General features: G+C 55.3%; 19 protein-coding genes and 1 riboswitch. Of the genes, 4 read left to right on the top strand and 15 right to left on the bottom strand.

Features of this window, described 5'->3' with window-relative positions; translation table 11 throughout:
* Nucleotides 1-26: 26 nt before the first annotated feature.
* The 4 genes from ACH5Y9_RS24825 to ACH5Y9_RS24810 form a co-directional block, all read right to left on the bottom strand.
* On the bottom strand, nucleotides 27-815 hold the full coding sequence (locus tag ACH5Y9_RS24825; protein WP_445367958.1) for a hypothetical protein: 789 nt from the start codon (nucleotides 813-815) through the stop codon (nucleotides 27-29).
* A 72-nt stretch (nucleotides 816-887) separates the two neighbouring features.
* A riboswitch (cyclic di-GMP riboswitch) is annotated at nucleotides 888-966 on the bottom strand.
* Nucleotides 967-1,044: 78 nt separating this feature from the next.
* Complete coding sequence (locus ACH5Y9_RS24820; RefSeq protein ID WP_445367957.1) at nucleotides 1,045-3,579, bottom strand: TonB-dependent siderophore receptor; 2,535 nt, start codon at nucleotides 3,577-3,579, stop codon at nucleotides 1,045-1,047.
* A 302-nt stretch (nucleotides 3,580-3,881) separates the two neighbouring features.
* Nucleotides 3,882-5,036 carry a FecR family protein gene (locus ACH5Y9_RS24815; protein WP_445367956.1) on the bottom strand — a complete coding sequence of 385 codons (1,155 nt, stop codon included), beginning with the start codon at nucleotides 5,034-5,036 and terminating at the stop codon, nucleotides 3,882-3,884.
* A gap of 137 nt (nucleotides 5,037-5,173) precedes the next feature.
* Nucleotides 5,174-5,692 (bottom strand): sigma-70 family RNA polymerase sigma factor, encoded by a 519-nt coding sequence (locus ACH5Y9_RS24810; RefSeq protein ID WP_319961907.1) that lies wholly within the window; start codon nucleotides 5,690-5,692, stop codon nucleotides 5,174-5,176.
* A 332-nt stretch (nucleotides 5,693-6,024) separates the two neighbouring features.
* Here ACH5Y9_RS24810 and ACH5Y9_RS24805 point away from each other — a divergent pair, with 332 nt between their 5' ends.
* From ACH5Y9_RS24805 to ACH5Y9_RS24790, 4 genes are all read left to right on the top strand, one after another.
* Nucleotides 6,025-7,725 (top strand): glycoside hydrolase family 17 protein, encoded by a 1,701-nt coding sequence (locus ACH5Y9_RS24805; protein WP_445367955.1) that lies wholly within the window; start codon nucleotides 6,025-6,027, stop codon nucleotides 7,723-7,725.
* A gap of 99 nt (nucleotides 7,726-7,824) precedes the next feature.
* On the top strand, nucleotides 7,825-8,622 hold the full coding sequence (locus ACH5Y9_RS24800) for a transglutaminase domain-containing protein (RefSeq protein ID WP_101054162.1): 798 nt from the start codon (nucleotides 7,825-7,827) through the stop codon (nucleotides 8,620-8,622).
* A gap of 89 nt (nucleotides 8,623-8,711) precedes the next feature.
* A complete protein-coding gene (locus ACH5Y9_RS24795; protein ID WP_033159087.1) occupies nucleotides 8,712-10,022 on the top strand; it encodes a hemolysin family protein in 1,311 nt (436 codons plus the stop codon).
* A 132-nt stretch (nucleotides 10,023-10,154) separates the two neighbouring features.
* The gene (locus ACH5Y9_RS24790) at nucleotides 10,155-11,084 is read left to right on the top strand and encodes a 2OG-Fe(II) oxygenase (protein ID WP_445367954.1); all 930 of its coding nucleotides are present in this window, start codon (nucleotides 10,155-10,157) and stop codon (nucleotides 11,082-11,084) included.
* Between the two features lie 57 nt (nucleotides 11,085-11,141).
* On the opposite strand, the gene ACH5Y9_RS24785 is transcribed toward ACH5Y9_RS24790, so the two are convergent.
* The 11 genes from ACH5Y9_RS24785 to ACH5Y9_RS24735 form a co-directional block, all read right to left on the bottom strand.
* The gene (locus ACH5Y9_RS24785; RefSeq protein ID WP_205451327.1) at nucleotides 11,142-11,582 is read right to left on the bottom strand and encodes a SoxR reducing system RseC family protein; all 441 of its coding nucleotides are present in this window, start codon (nucleotides 11,580-11,582) and stop codon (nucleotides 11,142-11,144) included.
* A gap of 10 nt (nucleotides 11,583-11,592) precedes the next feature.
* On the bottom strand, nucleotides 11,593-12,123 hold the full coding sequence (locus ACH5Y9_RS24780; protein WP_020483339.1) for a flavodoxin: 531 nt from the start codon (nucleotides 12,121-12,123) through the stop codon (nucleotides 11,593-11,595).
* Nucleotides 12,124-12,147: 24 nt separating this feature from the next.
* On the bottom strand, nucleotides 12,148-12,765 hold the full coding sequence (gene grxD / locus ACH5Y9_RS24775; RefSeq protein WP_205451328.1) for a Grx4 family monothiol glutaredoxin: 618 nt from the start codon (nucleotides 12,763-12,765) through the stop codon (nucleotides 12,148-12,150).
* A 74-nt stretch (nucleotides 12,766-12,839) separates the two neighbouring features.
* Nucleotides 12,840-14,141: an ATP-dependent Clp protease ATP-binding subunit ClpX gene (gene clpX, locus ACH5Y9_RS24770; protein ID WP_101054171.1), complete on the bottom strand. Its 1,302-nt coding sequence runs from the start codon at nucleotides 14,139-14,141 to the stop codon at nucleotides 12,840-12,842.
* Between the two features lies 1 nt (nucleotide 14,142).
* Nucleotides 14,143-14,997 carry a nitrogen fixation protein NifM gene (nifM, locus tag ACH5Y9_RS24765; RefSeq protein WP_033159091.1) on the bottom strand — a complete coding sequence of 285 codons (855 nt, stop codon included), beginning with the start codon at nucleotides 14,995-14,997 and terminating at the stop codon, nucleotides 14,143-14,145.
* Entirely contained in the window at nucleotides 14,997-15,473 is a 477-nt protein-coding gene (locus ACH5Y9_RS24760; RefSeq protein WP_033159092.1) for a nitrogen fixation protein NifZ, read from the bottom strand. The genes nifM and ACH5Y9_RS24760 overlap by 1 nt, the downstream gene beginning before the upstream one ends.
* Nucleotides 15,470-15,784: a nitrogenase-stabilizing/protective protein NifW gene (gene nifW / locus ACH5Y9_RS24755; protein ID WP_033159105.1), complete on the bottom strand. Its 315-nt coding sequence runs from the start codon at nucleotides 15,782-15,784 to the stop codon at nucleotides 15,470-15,472. The genes ACH5Y9_RS24760 and nifW overlap by 4 nt, the downstream gene beginning before the upstream one ends.
* Before the next feature lie 5 nt (nucleotides 15,785-15,789).
* Nucleotides 15,790-15,912, bottom strand: coding sequence for a hypothetical protein (locus tag ACH5Y9_RS24750; RefSeq protein WP_256438917.1), 123 nt, complete (start codon nucleotides 15,910-15,912; stop codon nucleotides 15,790-15,792).
* A gap of 74 nt (nucleotides 15,913-15,986) precedes the next feature.
* Nucleotides 15,987-16,526 (bottom strand): hypothetical protein, encoded by a 540-nt coding sequence (locus tag ACH5Y9_RS24745; RefSeq protein WP_445367953.1) that lies wholly within the window; start codon nucleotides 16,524-16,526, stop codon nucleotides 15,987-15,989.
* Nucleotides 16,526-17,299, bottom strand: coding sequence for a serine O-acetyltransferase (gene cysE / locus ACH5Y9_RS24740; protein WP_445369925.1), 774 nt, complete (start codon nucleotides 17,297-17,299; stop codon nucleotides 16,526-16,528). The genes ACH5Y9_RS24745 and cysE overlap by 1 nt, the downstream gene beginning before the upstream one ends.
* Complete coding sequence (locus ACH5Y9_RS24735; protein ID WP_165385990.1) at nucleotides 17,299-17,466, bottom strand: hypothetical protein; 168 nt, start codon at nucleotides 17,464-17,466, stop codon at nucleotides 17,299-17,301. Before ACH5Y9_RS24735 ends, cysE begins: the two co-directional genes overlap by 1 nt.
* Nucleotide 17,467: the final 1 nt, after the last annotated feature.

Below are 17,467 nucleotides of genomic sequence, written 5' to 3'. Positions count from 1 at the left end.
CGACCGCCCCAAGCCCAATTTGCGAGTTAGGCCGCGACCGAGGCTTTTCTACGACTTTTACCCAGCAAGCCCAGCAGCCCGCTGCCGAACATCCAGACCGCCGCCGGTACCGGTACCGCCGATGGCGCCGTGCTGGGCGCCAGGCTAAAAGTACCGACCACGGCATTGGTATTGGCGCCAACCAAACCGGCCCACAATCCGGTCCATTGCAAATCGCCGCTCAGTAGTAATTCGCCATTGCTGCTTAGCGACTCGGAGACGTTGGTCAGCTTCAAGAAATTTTGGTAGCCAAAACCGGTATCGTAGGTTTTGATATTCCAAGTGCTCCCGGTTTTTACCAGGCTAAAGTCGTATGGCGTCAAAATGCCGCTGCCGCCTTGGCTGGTCAACAACCAGGCGCCGCTCAAACCGATTTGGCCAACCGAGGTATTGCCGGCGTCCATCGTCGTGGCTTGTTCGGTACGGCCATAGGGACCGGCAGCCGGATAGCTGTTGGTCGTGGTGTTGGCGTTAACCGCAAACGACATCGCTGTGCTGGCGGTTGCCGATAGCGTCGTTCCGCCGGTGGTTGCACCGGTGATACCCAGTAAATTGTCGCTGGCACCCCAATGTTTCGCGACAATCCAGCCATTCGGATAGCCACTGCCGACATTGACCGATGCCGCCGCAAAAGCGGCATTGTTGATGGTAATGGTGGCATCGCCGCTAACTTGTGCAGCGCTGGCTGTAGCAGGCGCCAAAACGGCGGTCAATGCGCTGAAGGCGAGCAGGCCGGCGCTTACCCATTGAGTGCGGTTGTAGTGCAAGATTGTCATTTTTTATTCCTTAATAAATTACGGTTAAAGTTAATCTGCAAATCGCCAACCCGAATTTAGGGTCTTTAACTGGCAGGTAACCCGGCTGTCTTAATCTCCAAGACCCGTGGCTTTCCGGCTCCGTCTCGCGGCGGATGTGGCATGTTTGTCGCGATCCTTACGACATCACTCTAAATCCCTGAGTGAGGTGCTCCTGAAAAACTCCTGTGGCAAATAGTTAACGACGGCATCAGTACTTGATTGAAAAACTTAGAAACCCGGCGCGGCCGGCTGCCGGCGCTACCCGGCCTTCGAAATAGCCGTAGGGCTGAAAATAATCCTCATCGCTGAGATTTTTGACCGTGGCCGCCCATTGGAAACGCCCGGTTTCGTAAGCCAACGCCGCGTCGAAGCTGTGGTAGCCGGCGGTTTTAAAGCGATTGTTATTGGATAAATAAGCGCCGGCGCGGGCGTACACGCCGAAACCCAAGCTAAAACCTTGCAACTCATCCTGCTGAAAACGGTAATGCGCCCAGAGCCGCCCGGCATCTTCCGGGACTTGAGCCAAGCGATTGCCGGCAGCCACCCCGGCTTTATCGTCCATGAAGCGGGCGTCGGTATGCGCATAGTTTGCCAGCACGCTGAAGCCCTCGACCGGTTGCCAGAGCAAATCCATTTCGATACCGCGCGAGCGTTGCTTCCCTGCGGCGACCGAACGCCGCAGGAAATCGCTGCTGTCGGTGACCGCGACCTGGCTACGCTCAATTTGGTAGAGCGCCAGTTGGCCGCTGAATTGATTCGCAAAATTGAATTTCAAACCGGTTTCCAGATGATTGGACAATTCCGGCGCCGGCGTATCGACGAAATTGACAAACGGTTGGCCGCGCATGCCTTCGCTATAGGAAATAAACCAGGAAACCTCCTCGTTTAGGTCGATCACGCCGCCGAGGCGCGGCAACCATTTCAGCGTATCCGTGGTGACATTTACCCCGGTTTGCGCGTTATTAAAATCGATACCCACCTTGCCCAGCCTAAGCCCGGACAGCCAATGCAATCGCCGGTACAGCGTGCTTTGCCACTGCAGGTAAGCGCCGTAAGTGAGGTTTTCGATGAACTGATTTTCCCGGCCCGGACCGGGTACGGCATAAGGGGAGTCAAATAGCGGTGCCCGCAGATCGACCGTACCTACGCCGAATCCTAAGGCGCCGAAATCGCCCTCGATAAAGCCGGCATCTTGCAAACGGCTGTAATCCGCGCCCAGTAACAAATTATTTTCGCTGGGACCCAGCTTAAATTTGCCCTGCAAATTGCCCAATACGCTGCGTTCATGCTGTTGTTGAAACAATTCGGCGTTCACTAATGCCCAGTGCGATGCCGGCAACAAGGGTCGGTCCGCGACCAGGCCATCGCTGCCGAACAGGGTCTGAATTTTCTCGTCGAATTTAGCCTGCGCATAGCGCGCCTTCAGGTTTAAGCGCCAGCTCCCGGTGAGCTGCCGGTCCAGCGTAGCCCATACCGCATCGGCATCTGAATGGCTATCGGGCAGATTGGCCGGCCCCGGGAACAGATCGGGCCGGGTAGCAAAATCACCAGCGATGCTGCCGGTGGCGGGCAAGCCCTGGTACTCCGGTTGCTGCCAACGCGACAGTTTGGCTTGGATCGTCAAACGGGTTTGGTCGTTATCGGTCAGCGTCAGGGCCGGGTTAAGGTTAAAACGCTGCGTTTCGATTATGTCGATGTCGTGTCTGGCGTTGGTATATTCACCGGTCATGCGCAACAAAATATTGGCGTTTAGGGGTTGATTGACATCGAAAAACGGCTGATAAAAGCTGTGGCTGCCGATTCTAAAACCCGCTTCGCCAAAGGCTTTGGCCTGCGGCAATTTGGCAAGCAGATTCACCACCCCGCCCACCGGGGAGCCCGAGCCGCCGCTGTAGAGCAAGGCGTTGGAACCCTTCAGCACCTCGATTCTGTCGATATTAATAGTGCTTTCCCGGTCGCCGGGGTTGTAGTACTGGGTAAAGCCATCCAGCAGTTGTTCGGAACGAAAACCGCGAATTAAGGTGCCTTCGATAACCGGACTGTAAAGCGTATTACGCGCCACTATGCCGCTAACATTGACTAAGGATTCGCTGAGGTTGATCGTTTGCTGGTCGTCTAACAAGGGGCGGTTAAGCGCGTGCACGGACTGCGGGATTTGCTTGATTGGCGTGTCGGTTCCGGTAGCGCTGGCAATATGGCTGACGGCATAGGTCCGCGCCTCGTCAAGCATCGGCTCGGTGGCGATTTCCGCACCGGCCTCCGCTGTTTTCGAGCCCACGACAGTCATGGCATCCAAGGTAACGGGGGGCGGCAGGCTAGACACTTCTTTTGCCGCCGGACTGCGTTCCAAAGTCACCGTGTCGGTATCGATAAAACGGTAGGTAAAACCGCTGCCATGCAGCAAGTGTGTCAACGCCTGCTCTGCCGACATGTCCCCGCGCAGCTCCGGACTGGCGAGCTCACGCAACATGTCCGCTGAAAAAATCAATTCCAACTTGGCTTGCGCGGCAAATTGAATCAGCGCGTTGTTTAAGGACTGGCGGCCGATATTGAAGTGGCGAACCACTTCCGTAGCGACCGCCTGGCCGCTGATCAATTGTCCGCCGGCCGCCACCAGCCCGATCAACACCCAGGTATCGACGCCGACACGATTGCCTTTCAGCGCATAGCACAGATATACGGCTGGCCGATGCCATACGTCCACTGCCAGCGGGTAGCGAAAATCGTTAATCCGTGCTTTCAAGATCCGTCCTGTCCGAAAAATAATGTTTCTCAACATAGAAGTCGTTTCAGCACAAAAATCGATCACAAAAATTTCCTGATTGGCAAAAAATCGTCTCCATTCCGGCAAAACCGCGTTGAAAAAATCGCAGCGCTGCGCGACTGAGGAAGTTTCCGGCGGAGGGACGACTTTTGCTTGAATGCGGGTAAATAGGGAACAGCCGTTGAAGGCTCGAGCCGGTGGGCTGGATTTTTCGACCCATATGCGCCAAACCGTTTTGGACATGCGCGCGCTGCCCGGAGTGGCTTACAGCACCCAAAAAATCAGCGATGCAGCAGCACCCACCAGGGACCGATACGGGTTTCTTGCAAAGCCAGTGCTTTACGCACCGAGGACAGTGCCTCATCGGGCGTATCCAGAGAAAACACCCCGGTTACCCGCAGATTTTTAAGTGCGGCATCCGCCAGAAATATCCGTCCCAATCGATAGCGCTCCAACTCGCTGATCAAGTCAGCTAAAGGTCTATCGTTGATCACCAGGCGATGCTGCCGCCAAGCGGACTGTTCCGCGCCCACGGCCCGCGGATGCGGCAGCGGCAGTCCGGGTTGATAGACCAAGCCTTGCCCCTGGGCGACGGTAACGTCACTGTCCCGACCCGCCGTACTGACCGCTACGGCATGCTCCTGGACGCTCACCTCGGTAGGCCCGGTCGCGGTTTTATACACGTCAAACACCGTGCCCAAGGCGCGGACCGTCAACTCGTCGGCCACTACGTCGAAAGGCCGCCGGCTATCCTTTGCCACCGTAAATTGCACCTGGCCGTGGTGCAAGATGATACGTCTGGTCGCGGCGGTGAACGCTACCGAAACCGCGCTATTGGTGTTCATCAGCAAACGGCTGCCGTCGCTGAGTTGAATCTCGCGAATTTCGCCGGTTTGCGTGCGGTAGTCGCTGAAATAATCGCTAAATAAGCGCGCTTGTTGCGGCATGATCAGACTAATCGCCAACAGCCACATCGCCGCGACGGCCAGCCCGGCCGCAAACCAGGGCCGGCGCGGCCTGGCCGACGGCCGGCGGCTGGCTGGTTTATCGGCCCTACTCTTGATTACCATTCGCCCTGAGCCTGTCGCAGGGGTCACCAGCCCGGGCTTCGACGAGCTCGGCTGACACGGAATCCTTCTGATAGATAGGGCCGGGTCAATAATCTGGCCAGCGGCAGCATTTTTTTCCGCCGCCGTGTGTCGAGACCCGGGTTGCAGCGATTCGCTCGCACTGGACAAACTGCCTGCCAGTACCATATCGCTGAACAAAGCCTCAGCCTCGGTAAATGCCTGGGCATGCAAGGGGTCGCGGCTCAACCAATCGGCGAAGGCTTCGAGTTCCGCATCGTCCAATCTGTCGTCGCGCAGACAAATCAGCCAGGCGATGGCCTGATCTTGCAGACTGGTGTGAGCGGATTTATCGGACGGCGCTGGCATGCAATCTCCCATTATGCAAGGCTGTTATTGATAAAGACGTGCGAGGCGCGAAAGCGATCATACCAAGTAAGGCAAGCGGCGGCAGTCAACGGCATCGGGATGAAGTGGGTTGCGGAAAAATAATGCGGGCTTGCTGTTTAATCGGCCAGTTGCCGGGCGCAATGCGCCATGGCTTGGGCCAGCAGCTTATTGACCTGGGACTTGGAAATCCCCAAACGTTCGGCGATTTGGGTATAGGTCAGGCCATCGACCCCATGCAGTAAAAACACAGTGCGGCAGGCTTGCGGCAACTCGCCCAGCGCATGCTGCAACGCGGCCAAACGTTGTTGACCTATCAACACCTGTTCCGGCGGCGCGGCGTTACCGGGAAGGGTATCAACCAGCGCATCAATATCTTCGTCGGCACCGTAACGGTCCCTGACCATGGTTTTGCGCTGATGATCGATGGTCAGATTGATCGCAATCCGAAACGCCATGGCCCGCGCATTATCCGGCGGCGTTTTCTCGGCTATTTGCCGCAGTCCCAGGTAGGTGTCATGGGTTAATTCGGCGGCAATGTCCGGGCATTTCAAGCGCCCGGTTAAAAAGCGCAATAACTCATCGGCCAAGGACTCGGTCCAGAACGCGGAAATATCGGTCATTGGCTGTGCACTCATGCGTATCGGAAATATCCAAAGCTTCAATCAAAAACAGCAGCCGGCCGGCACCCCGCCAAAGCCTTACCGCATAGCTGCGTCAGAGCGTGTGCAATTATCGAACCAAAGGCGAATATTGCCGGCAAGCCCCGCCCGGCGTCCTGCCCTGCTTTGCTCCTTAGTGGCAGGCCGCCCGCGAATGCGGCAAATAACCTGCGGCATAACCGGCAGATAACATAGTTTTATCGAGAATCGCCGCCAGACTCAGCGACTTTGATTTTTAGCGCGCGCCAAGACTGTATAATCCCGGCAATCCCACATATTTATTCACTCAGCTTAACCATCCCCCTGTCATGCGCACCACCCATCTGTTGTTCTGCCTCATGTTCATCCTTGCCGTTCACGGCGCTATCGCCTGGGGTCTGAATCGCCCGCAAGACGCCGGCATTGACGTACCGTCGGGGAAATTGCGCAGTTTGTCGTTTGCCCCTTACCGGGAGGGGTTTAGTCCGATCGAAGAAAAATTTCCGTTGCCGGAGCACATCGATGCCGACCTGGGCTTGATTGCCGATAAAACCCATACCATCCGTACCTACTCGATACTCGGCGGTATGCAGCCTACGCCCGAATTTGCGCGCAAACACGGTGTGGAGATGATTCAAGGCGGCTGGCTGGGCGATGGTCATGCCAGTAACAAAAAGGAAATCGCTGCGCTGATCGAAGCTGTCAATGCCAATCCGGACGTGGTGAAACGGGTCCTGGTCGGTAACGAAGTCCTGCTACGCAAGGATATGGATGTAGACACGCTGATTGGCTATATCCGCCAGGTTAAACAGGCGGTGAAGCAGCCGGTGTCGTATGCGGATGTCTGGTCTATTTACTTAAAATATCCGCAACTGATGCAGGAAGTGGATTTCATCACCGTGCATATTCTGCCCTACTGGGAAGACGAGCCGGTGGCGATTGAAGACGCGGCCGGGCATGTCGAGAAAATCGTTCAGCAAATTCAAGACAAAGCTCACAGTATGGGCCTGAACAAACCGATTCTGATCGGCGAATCCGGCTGGCCGGCCGCCGGCCGGCAACGCGGGCAAGCCGTCCCCAGCGTGGTAAATGAAACGCGCTTCATCCGTAGCCTAATCGAAGTCGTTAACCGGCACGGTTTGGATTACAACATCGTCGAAGCCTTCAACCAACCTTGGAAGAGCCATAACGAAGGCGTGGTCGGCGCCAATTGGGGATTGCTGACTATCGACCGCGAACCGGTGTTTCCGCTGACCGGCCCGGTTTACGAAAATCCGGACTGGCTAGCGCATTTTGCCTGGGCGACGGGGTTGTGGCTGGTGCTGGTTGCGGTCTATTTTAAAAAATTGGCCCAGTTGCCTTGGCCGCGCCAGTTGGTCTTTTTGACGCTGGCCCAAGTATTTAGCGTTTGTCTGGTCACGCTGGCAAGTTTTGCGTGGTTCACCAGCTATAGCATTTGGCAACAGGCTTACACCCTCTTGATTATCGCCGCCAACGGTGTGTTGAGTACTTTGTTGCTGCAACGCAGTTATGCGATTTTAGCCGAGCAATCCGCAGCGCCGACCTTGGCCCATCACTTGTGGAGCGCCTATTTATTTTTCGGGATTCTGGCGCTGTATAAAACTTACAGTCTGGCGTTCAACGGCCGGTATCTAAGCTTTCCCGTCGAACAATTCGCGATTCCGGCCCTCGGCGTCTGCGGGTTGATCGTGTGCCTATGCCTGGCCCAGCGGCGCTTTTACCGGCAGATGCTGCGCTTTGACAGCCTGTCCGGCGGGGATTCGCAAACGCCACGCGACCGCTTGCTGGCCTATTTTTTAAGCGCCGGCACCTTGGCGGTAGTGATCGGCGAGACCCACGAGTTTATGGCGGCCTACGATTTCATCCAAGCGCATCCCAGCTTTAGTGAAGGTTTGCCGGTCGCGCTGGGGTATACGTTTTACAATCAGCAACTCGTCGCGTGGTTGCTGTGTATACTGGTGCTGTCGATCCCGTTCTGGCCTCTCCGCTCAGGCAAAGCCAAGATTTAACCCGCAAGACCAAGTGGCTCAAGCGGTTGGTATCGGCATCTAACGGGCTGCGCTTGCCATCAACGCTGATTTTTCGATAATCAACACCAGGACCCTCATATGTGGCTGCGCACGAGTTGCGAAATAACCTTCGATGTCAGCATCGACACCCCTTTTATTTTGATGCTGCGGCCGCGTAGCGGCGCAAATCAATGGGTGGCGCGGGAGTCGTATACATTGACACCGACGGTGCCGGTTTTTGAGTTTACCGACTACTACGGCAATCTCTGCCAGCGCCTGATTGCCCCACCCGGCGAGTTTGCCGTGCGCACCAGCGCCGATATTCACACCCATGAGCACATCGACGTCTGCCCCGGCGCACCGTTCACCGAAGTGCAACATTTGCCGGATAGTGTGCTGACCTATTTGACACCCACCCGCTATTGCGAATCCGACCGGTTTATCGACCTGGCCCAGGACATCGTCGCCGACGCCATCCCGGGCTATGACCAAGTCGCCACCGTGCACCGCTGGCTGCGCGAGAATATCCGCTTCAATCCTGATTCGCCGCATTTCCAGCTCTCGGCGGTTGAAACCAATCTGGCCGGCGAAGGCGTCTGCCGCGAACTGGCGCATTTGGGCATCGCCCTGTGCCGGGCTTTATGCATTCCGGCGCGAATGGTGGTCGGTTATTTATACGGTTTGCAGCCCATGGATTTTCACGCCTGGTTCGAGGCTTATGTGGATGGGCGCTGGTACACCTTCGATCCCACTCAAGCCGAACCTTGCGGCGGTCGGGTCATCGTCGCTTACGGCCACGATGCGGCGGATGTGGCCATTTTTACCCAATTCGGCCCGGCGCTGTATCCGAGCCATATGGCCGCCAATGTCGAACGCCTGCCCGGCCCGCCCGATTAAGCGCGATCTGAGCTGAGCAGCATCACGTAACAAGCAAAGACCCGGATTACCGGTATAATGCTGTTTCCGCTGTAATCAATGCGTTATCTATGAGTAATCTTGTCCTGGTCGCCTGCGCCTTGCTGCTGGTATGTCTCAACGGCTTCTTTGTCGCAGTCGAGTTCAGTTTGGTTAAATTGCGACAAACCCGGATTAAAGCCATTGAACAAACCGAAGGTTGGCGAGGCAGGATACTCGCCAAAGTACACAGGCAACTCGATGCCTACTTATCCGCTTGCCAGCTCGGCATTACCCTCGCCTCCCTGGGTTTGGGCTGGATCGGCGAACCGGCTTTTGCCGACCTATTAGTTCCGCTGTTTGCCAAAGCCGAAATCACCTCTCCCGAAATCATCCACAACATCTCGTTTGGCTTTGCGTTTTGCACCATCTCCTTTCTGCATATCGTGGTGGGCGAACAAGCGCCCAAATCGCTGGCAATCCGTAATCCGGAAGGCATAGGCTTATGGAGCGCCGGACCGCTGTATGCGATGTATTGGTTGATGTATCCGGCGATTTGGTTGTTAAACGGCAGCGCCAATCTGGTGCTACGCATAGCCGGCCTGAGCAACAGCCACAATCAAGACAGCCATTATTCCAACGAGGAATTGAAACTGATTTTGCGCTCCAGCCGGGCTGGTGAAAACCTGACCAGCGACGAATGCAATGTACTGGCCAAGGCCCTGGATTTCGGCAAGTTGGAAGTATCCGATTTAATGCGGCCTATCCACGAAATCACCGCACTGTACCAAGGGCAATCTCAACAACAAATGCTGGATACGGTGTATAAAAGCTGCTTCAGCCGCTACCCGTATTTCGATGGCAACGGCATCGACGTGTTGGGGGTGATCCACTTGAAGGACTTATTCCTGGCGCAACAAAACGGCCAGCAAATCGACGATTTGGAACCCTATTTACGGCCGATTCAACATATCTCCGCGCATATGCCGGCACTGGAGTTATTCCGGCGCTTTACCCAAGGCTCACCGCACTTTGCCGTCATCGGCCAGAAAGGCCACAAGCCGCACGGCTTTATCACCTTGGACAATTTGCTGTCGGCCATGGTCGGTGAAATTCGCGACGAATTTCGGAAAACCGAAAGCGACTGGACCCGTCAGGACGACGGCAGTTTGCTGGGCAAAGGCAGCTTGCCGATTTTCTCCCTGGAACGGATTCTGGGCATCGACGTGGAAAACGAAGAACTGGATCTGGACGATGTCGACTCGGTGGGCGGCATGATTCTGGCGCAATTGCGCGACATCCCCGAAGCCGGCGAGCGCATCGCTTTCAACGATTTTGAAATCGTCGTCAAGGAAATGAACGGCCCACGCATCGAGTGGGTACAGGTGTATCCGAAGCAATAATGTAAAAAGATCACAGTGTAGCTAGCGACTCAGCCACCCCTTTTAGCCGCGATTAGCGAAGCGTAATCGCGGGAATGATCAGTTGTAGTTGTATTGCTACCTCTCAATTTGATTCTAATAGGAGCTTAGCTGTTGCTCTCACAGCCCATCCACCACGATAGCCCGTTCCCGTTTTTTTACGACAATTCCGCATTTTCTAGGGAGCAGTGCGCGGCGCTTGAGCGTTTATTTTTGCTGGATGCCGAGTGGCAGCATCGGGATGGGGTGTTTTACCGGTGCTCGCTTAGAGACGTTACCGAGCACATTCCAGCGGCATTTCAAACCGAAGTGCTGGCTAGAATGCGCGAGATTACCGGATTGCCACTGACGAATCGTCTGTTAGTCACGGCCCAACGCATGCTGCCTGGACAAGTGATTGGCATGCACAGTGACCGGCCGCTGGTGGGTTATGAGATTGCCCGGCTGGTTGTGCAACTGAATAAGCAATGGCAACCCAAGCATGGCGGGGTGCTGGAACTATTCGCCTCGCAGGAGAGTGACGCGGTTTTTCGTGTCAATCCGGAATACAACAAAGCCTTCGGCTTTTTGCTACATGCCGATTCATACCATGGCGTTACGGAGGCTATTCAGCCACGGCAAAGCCTGGTTTTCAATTTCTGGCATGCGGCAAATACCCCCGAGCTTGCCGCGCACGTGCAAACCTTATTTGCCGACATGCATTTTTCCGAGCTGCCGGCGGCGCTTAACCCTGTGGCCTTGGCTGCCGAATCGAGTCTGCCCGAGGAGACGACCTTTCATGCAGGCCTGGCGGCGCTGGCGTTGCATCGCTGGGGCTACGATGCGGCTAGCGTTATCACAGGCTACCAACACAGCGCCGGCCTTACCGCCTGCGACAGCAACAATGGAGAAACCTATGCCGCCGTGCGACTGGCGGATTGGGTTGCGTGTTTGTATCGGGATTCGTTTGATCTGGCCCGTTGGCAAATCTTGCAACACGAGCTCAAAGGAATGGAAATGTTTACACGCCTGAAACCGACATGGCAGCTTTGTCTGCCGGCGTAGCGCAAGCAAACGGAAGCGGACTGACTTTACACAACCAGTGCGTCAACCAGCGAAAAATCAATCGCTACCCAGTTTCTTGACGATTTGCGGCTTAAAACAAAGATGGAGCAGTAGCAGATTTTGACAGCGGTTTATCAACCAAAAGCCGGTCAGCAATGTGCTTAACGCCACTTCGGGCAAGTAATCCGTGTTATACGGAGCGGGTAGCCAGGCTTCGGCCAAGCCCACCCCGATCAGCATAAAAATCAACGGCACCAGATAGAGTAACAGCGACGTGAGCAGCAGTTGACCATCGTCTATCGCCACCATCACGTGGTCGCCAGCTTGCAGGTTTATGTCGCAATCGACTGGAAATTCGCGCTTGGGGAGCACTTTTGCCAGTGTCGCCGTGCCGCAGGATTGTTGTTGCAAACAGCCGCTGCAGGCATTGCTTTGCAGACTTTTGATCCAGGTACGGCCATCGCTAACGCGGGTAACGATGGCCGCTTCTTCGATCATGGTTCGCCTATCAAGCCCAGGCGGAGGAAATTGAATCCAGCCAAGCGCTGAGCCGGCCTTCGCTGAGTTCTTTCTGGTTGTCTTCGTCTAACGCCAAACCGACAAATTGGTCGCCCAGCAAGGCTTTGGATTTTTTAAAAGTGTAACCTTCGCTGCTGGTCATACCGACGATAGTGGCACCGGCGTCGGCAAAGGCGTCATATAAAAAGCCTAAGGCATCGACGAAATTGCCGGGATAACCTTCCTGGTCGCCCAAACCGTAGATCGCCACGGTTTTGCCGGAGAAATCGGCGCCCGCCAACGTGGGCAGAAATTCTTCCCAGCTCTCGTTATCGTGTCCGGCACTCATGCCCGGCAGTTCGCCCTCGCCGTAAGTCGGCGAACCGACGATCAAGACATCGTAGGCCAACAAATCGTCCACGGAGGCTTTATTGATATTGACCGGCTTGTCGGCCGCATCGCCCAATTTCGTCGCAATGGTCTTGGCTACTTTGCGTGTGTTGCCGGTATCGGTACCGAAAAAAATGCCTACTTTTGCCATAGTGTTGTCTCCTTGTTAACTAGATCAGATTTGAATTTGCAGTAAGCCCGGATTTGCCGCCGGTTGCTGAGCGGCCCAAGCTTCAGGCGTATGTGTCTTTAGCGTGACGGCATGCAAACGGCCAGAAGCCAGCGGCGCACTCAATGTAGCCATGACGCCTTGATGTTGTTTGATCATGGGTTGATCGGCGAACAATTCGCTGACCACGGTGATGTTCAAATCGCAGCCAGCGCCTTCGATGCCGATGGTCGCCCCCGGATAGGCAGCCAGAATCAAGGCTTCCACTTCGGAATGGGTAATGGTTTGACTGGCATCCGCACTCTCGACGGGCTGAACGGTAGCTTGCAACAGCGGCAACAAAGTCCCCTCCTTGTACATGGCCTCGACAATGTCGGCGCCACCGATCAGTTCACCTTTGATGAACACTTGCGGGAAAGTGGGCCATTTGGAAATGGACGGCAGCTTTTCGCGGATGAACGGCGATTGCAAGACGTTGACATAAGCGTAAGGGATCTTGGTTTCGTTCAAGATGCCGACAGTCTTCGCGGAAAACCCGCATTCCGGAGCGCTAGGCACGCCCTTCATGTAAATAATCACCGGATTTTCGGCAAGTTGTTGCAAGATTTTTTCTTTAACGCTCATAGTAGATTTCTCGATTAACTAAAACTTTTCAATGCTAGGGCTGGGCTTCGGCTTTTACAGCCCGGCCGCCAAACTCACTCCCCGCCCGACAACCGTTTCAAATCGTCACCGTCAGTGGGTTTGTCGCGCGGCACGACTTCAATTTCCGCTTCGCCGCGTATCACCTCGGCATTCACAATGCAGCGCTCGACGTCCGGCCTGGAAGGTAAATCGAACATGGTGCGGCGCAAAACGTGCTCCATGATGCCGCGCAAACCACGGGCGCCGGTGTTGCGGGCGATGGCTTTTTCGGCGATTTCCACCAAGGCATCCTGGGTGAATTCCAGCTCCACATCATCGAAGGCAAACAGATGTTGGTATTGTTTAACCAAAGCGTTCTTCGGTTCGGTCAAGACTTGGATCAAGGCATCCACATCCAAGGGTTCTAACGGCGCCAACACGGGGAAGCGGCCGATAAATTCCGGGATCAAGCCGAAGCGTTTCAAATCGTCCGGCTGTGTGGCATTCAGCATCGCTTCCAGCGTCGGTTTGTCGTCCGGGTTGCTGACTTCGGCATGAAAACCGATAGCAGTTTTCGGCGGCAGCAAGCGTTTTTCCACGTGTTTTTCCAGGCCCGGAAACGCGCCGCCGGCTATGAACAGAATATTGCTGGTATCCACCATGACCGAATCATTACCGCTGTGATCCTTGCGCCGGCCCTTGGAAGGAACCTTGACATGCGAGCCCTCGACCAGCCTCAACAAGGCTTGCTGCACGCCTTCGCCGGACACATCGCGGGTACCGAAAGCCTGTTCCGGGCTGCGGGCAATTTTGTCCACTTCGTCGATATATACCATACCCCATTCGGCTTTGCTGATCTGGCCGTCGGCCACATCCAGCAAGCGCACCAGGATATTTTCCACGTCGTCGCCGACATAACCGGCCTGGGTCAGCGTGGTGGCGTCAGCAACCGCAAACGGCACACCGACGATTTTCGCCAGCGTGCTAGCCAGCAAGGTTTTGCCGGTACCGGACGGGCCTATCATCAGAATATTGGATTTACCGATTTCCACACTGTCGTCGGACTCGCCCAAACCGCCGACTTTACGGCTGACGTTTTTCAAGCGCTTGTAGTGGTTGTATACCGCGACCGACAGAATTTCCTTGGCCAAATCCTGGCCGATCACATACTGATCGAGCATGGCTTTCATCTCGGCGGGCTTGGGCAAAGGGCCTTGCATATCGGCTAATTCTTTCTTCTTGCCCCAGCTGGATACCACCTGGCTGGCCAACATCACGCAGGCTTCGCAGATGTAGCCTTCCGTGCCGGCAATCATCGGCACGGCCGCCGACGCTTCGATACCGCAAAACGAACAATGTTTGGGTTCTTTTAACATGTTAGGCACTCCTGTTGACTGCGGGCAGACTGGCCAGCCACGTGCGCTGGCAATTTCTGCGGTAACGATCCTGCATGATCTGCTGAATCTTCGGTGTCGCTTTTTTCAGCGACATGGTTTCGGCCGGGATGATTTTCAGGCATTGAATCACATGAAAACCCATCTCGGTTTCCACCACATCACTGATGGCGTCTTCTTTCAAATTAAACAATACCGCATCCAGTTCCGGAAACAAGGTGCCTTTGGCCACTGTGCCCACTTCGCCGCCCTGCACTGCCGTCGGGCATTCCGAATGCTTCAGCGCCAAATCGGCAAATTTATGCGGCTTACGTTTCAAGGTGCCGAGAATCTCGTTAATCCGCCGCCACGCCGCCTCGCGGGTATTGTCTGGGTAATCCGGATTGATACTGATCAAGATATGTCTGGCCTGGCGCGTCTCGGGTTTATGGAATTTTTCCGGGTGCGAGTGGTAGAAAATGCCGATTTCCACCTCGTTAACCTTGGGTGCGCGGGCGGCGACTCTATCCATCACCGCATCGACTTTGCACTGCCGATACAGAGCCGCTTTCAGCATATCGACATCCAGGCTGTTGGCGTTCAATGCCGCTAAAAAGGCGTCTTCATCTTCAAAGCGGCCGCGCACTTCCTTGTAAGCGCGGTCCAGCTCTGTATCGGAAATCACCACGCCGGTGGCTTCGGCGGAGTTCAGGACTCGGCCTTCGATTTCGTATTCGTTTTTGGCTTGCACTTCCACCTGGCGCAGTTGCAGTTGCTCCAATTCGGCCGGCGCTTTCTGGAACAGGCTCAAGGCGGCGCGCAACAGGGTGTAAGGCTCTATCGACGTCTGGCTCATCATTATGCCTCCGGTTCTTTGAAGGTGGCCGGATCCGCCGGCTCCAATACACTTTCCGGCACCTGCATGGTTTTACCCGGAAAACGCACGTGGTAGAGCAAAGGATCGCTGTCGCGCAACACTTTCAGGATTTCGCCTTGGGTGCCGGCCGGGTAATTACCGTCCTGGGTGGGGATGTCTATCGTACACACCACCTGGTCGCGAAACTCGAAACGGCTTGGATTCCAGGGTGCATCGGCCGGGATCAATTCTTCGGCCCGGCAGCCTACCATGCGTCCCGCATCCAAAAAATGCACGGTGTAAATCACTTGGTCTTGCAGAAAGGTGCCGACTTCGATGACATTGCCGACACTGCCCCGGCGCAGCAAAAAGTCGCCGACATCCATTCCCGGATAGGTGCCATCGTTGCGAACGTTTCGCGTCAGCCTGACCCGTTCGCCGAATTCGAAGCGCTCTTCGTCGTAACGTTCGTCTATCATGTTTTAATATCCGCTAGGGAAACAAACACGGTTTGCGGTTCCATCATCTTAAAGACCTTAAATACTTTTTCGGTCTGTGCGTCGGAGTCCACGAAGTCGCTATAAGCACGCTGCAACAGCTTTTTGTAGACTTCCCGTTGCGCATCTTCGTCTTCCGGCATGTTATCGCCGGCCTGACTCAGATAATTGTGGAAGCGCTGTAGGATATGCAGCCGGTTGACGTGGACGACGGTCGTATCGTATTCCAGCTCGAAATAGCGCAGAAAGTCTTCCGCAGCTTCCAGCTCTTCCATATCTTCTTCTAAACTCATCGTCATTACCTCATCATCAGGTGATCGAGATTGGCAGGTTGTTCTCCCAATGCGTACACCACTAATAAAACCACCAGCATCACAGCTGTTTGGGCCAAAAATGGATCGGATTTTTGTTTTTTCATCATGGCGATCACCTTTAGGTTAATAGCGCGGAACAACAAACATCACTTATCGTGGGCATCCAATTGTTGGGCGATGCCTACCCGAAAGCTTGCGGCATACGAAAAATCCCTTCCGCCGCCTCTTGCCGACGCACAACCAGCTCCAAAAGCCCCTGCGCGCCTATCCTGTCTTTGTCATCCAAGGACACCAACTTTTCGAAAATCGCCTTGCTCAGTTCCAGATTTTCCAAGCGCATATTCAAGAAGCCGATAGATTTCAACGTAAACAGATATAGCCTGATCCGAGTCAGCAAGTCCTTTGGCGCCTCGCTGATATGCGTTCTTTCCAGCTGCCGCCAATCTTCCGGAAAATCGATGCCGGGCCGGATCAGGCTCAAGGCTCTCTCGGAGATCAATAGCGCCTCCGGTAAACGATGCTGGTAGTAATAAAATCGATTCAAAGACACCAGCACATTCAAGGATTCCGGTGCCCGCAAATACGCCTGTAATAACGGCAGCTCCGCTTCACCGGTGGCGTACAGTTCGGAAGCGTATTGGATCAAGTCCTCCACTTCCTGGCTGTCGGCTTTCTCGTAGTACAAGTCCTTGGCGTCGAATTGCAACAGATCCATTTCCATCACTTGCCACCTGCTGCTTGCTTCAGTACCACCACGTCTTCGCCGTGGCAGACACCTTCCGCTTCGCAGCTGCCGCAGGTCTCCTCCGCCACCACAAAGCGTTTTTGATTGTTTTCCAATTCGTCCAAACGATCCACCAAGCAACTCAGCGCTTTGCCCACCGGGTCCGGCACTAAATGGTGATCGAGGTCGATACCGCGTGGATCCTGAATTTTTATACCTTTCTGCTGGATAATTCGGCCGGGAATACCGATGACCGTGCAGCAAGGTGGCACGTCTTTGATCACCACCGAGTTGGCACCGACGCGCACGTTATCGCCCAGATTGATCGCGCCGAGGATCTTGGCACCCGCACCGATCAACACGTTATTGCCTAGCGTCGGATGGCGTTTTTCCTTGTTCCAGGTGGTACCGCCCAACGTCACGCCGTGATACATCGTCACGTCGTTGCCGATCTCAGCGGTTTCGCCGATCACCACGCCCGCGCCATGATCGATGAAAAAGCGTTTGCCTATCGTCGCGCCCGGATGAATATCGACGTTGGTCAACCAGCGGGCAAAGGCCGCCAATAACCGCGCCGTCAATTTCCAATCGGCGTGCCACAAGCGATGGGTGACTCGGTGCAGCAACACCGCATGCACGCCGGGGTAAGCCAACAATACTTCCGGTAAGCCGCGTGCTGCCGGATCCCGGGCAAACACACAAGCCACATCGTCGCGCCAGTCTTGCCAGAGTCCTGATGCAACGCTAGGACGCGACGGCGAGAAGAACATCATTTTGCCAAGCTCCAGGTGGTTTTGCCGGGCATCGGCACGCCAGGCACCCGGAAGAACGAACCGGGGTAACGGTCATCAGGCAGTTCGTGCTGCGCCGCAGTTTGCTGTGGTACGTCGACTTTGGCGGTGCTGGGCACGGCTGGTTTTTGACGATTGCTACTCATC

The sequence above is a fragment of the Methylomonas sp. BW4-1 genome (genome assembly GCF_052474385.1).
Note: the sequence above shows the minus strand (reverse complement) of the source record. Positions and strands in the feature narration are given on the sequence as shown.

Bases quoted from the DNA above. Each gene is read 5' to 3' on its own strand.
- ACH5Y9_RS24825 (WP_445367958.1), bottom strand. From the start codon at position 815: ATGACAATCTTGCACTACAACCGCACTCAATGGGTAAGCGCCGGCCTG.
- ACH5Y9_RS24815 (WP_445367956.1), bottom strand. From the start codon at position 5,036: ATGCCAGCGCCGTCCGATAAATCCGCTCACACCAGTCTGCAAGATCAG.
- ACH5Y9_RS24810 (WP_319961907.1), bottom strand. From the start codon at position 5,692: ATGAGTGCACAGCCAATGACCGATATTTCCGCGTTCTGGACCGAGTCC.
- ACH5Y9_RS24805 (WP_445367955.1), top strand. From the start codon at position 6,025: ATGCGCACCACCCATCTGTTGTTCTGCCTCATGTTCATCCTTGCCGTT.
- ACH5Y9_RS24800 (WP_101054162.1), top strand. From the start codon at position 7,825: ATGTGGCTGCGCACGAGTTGCGAAATAACCTTCGATGTCAGCATCGAC.
- ACH5Y9_RS24795 (WP_033159087.1), top strand. From the start codon at position 8,712: ATGAGTAATCTTGTCCTGGTCGCCTGCGCCTTGCTGCTGGTATGTCTC.
- ACH5Y9_RS24785 (WP_205451327.1), bottom strand. From the start codon at position 11,582: ATGATCGAAGAAGCGGCCATCGTTACCCGCGTTAGCGATGGCCGTACC.
- ACH5Y9_RS24780 (WP_020483339.1), bottom strand. From the start codon at position 12,123: ATGGCAAAAGTAGGCATTTTTTTCGGTACCGATACCGGCAACACACGC.
- grxD (WP_205451328.1), bottom strand. From the start codon at position 12,765: ATGAGCGTTAAAGAAAAAATCTTGCAACAACTTGCCGAAAATCCGGTG.
- clpX (WP_101054171.1), bottom strand. From the start codon at position 14,141: ATGTTAAAAGAACCCAAACATTGTTCGTTTTGCGGTATCGAAGCGTCG.
- nifM (WP_033159091.1), bottom strand. From the start codon at position 14,997: ATGATGAGCCAGACGTCGATAGAGCCTTACACCCTGTTGCGCGCCGCC.
- ACH5Y9_RS24760 (WP_033159092.1), bottom strand. From the start codon at position 15,473: ATGATAGACGAACGTTACGACGAAGAGCGCTTCGAATTCGGCGAACGG.
- nifW (WP_033159105.1), bottom strand. From the start codon at position 15,784: ATGAGTTTAGAAGAAGATATGGAAGAGCTGGAAGCTGCGGAAGACTTT.
- ACH5Y9_RS24750 (WP_256438917.1), bottom strand. From the start codon at position 15,912: ATGATGAAAAAACAAAAATCCGATCCATTTTTGGCCCAAACAGCTGTG.
- ACH5Y9_RS24745 (WP_445367953.1), bottom strand. From the start codon at position 16,526: ATGGAAATGGATCTGTTGCAATTCGACGCCAAGGACTTGTACTACGAG.
- cysE (WP_445369925.1), bottom strand. From the start codon at position 17,299: ATGTTCTTCTCGCCGTCGCGTCCTAGCGTTGCATCAGGACTCTGGCAA.
- ACH5Y9_RS24735 (WP_165385990.1), bottom strand. From the start codon at position 17,466: ATGAGTAGCAATCGTCAAAAACCAGCCGTGCCCAGCACCGCCAAAGTC.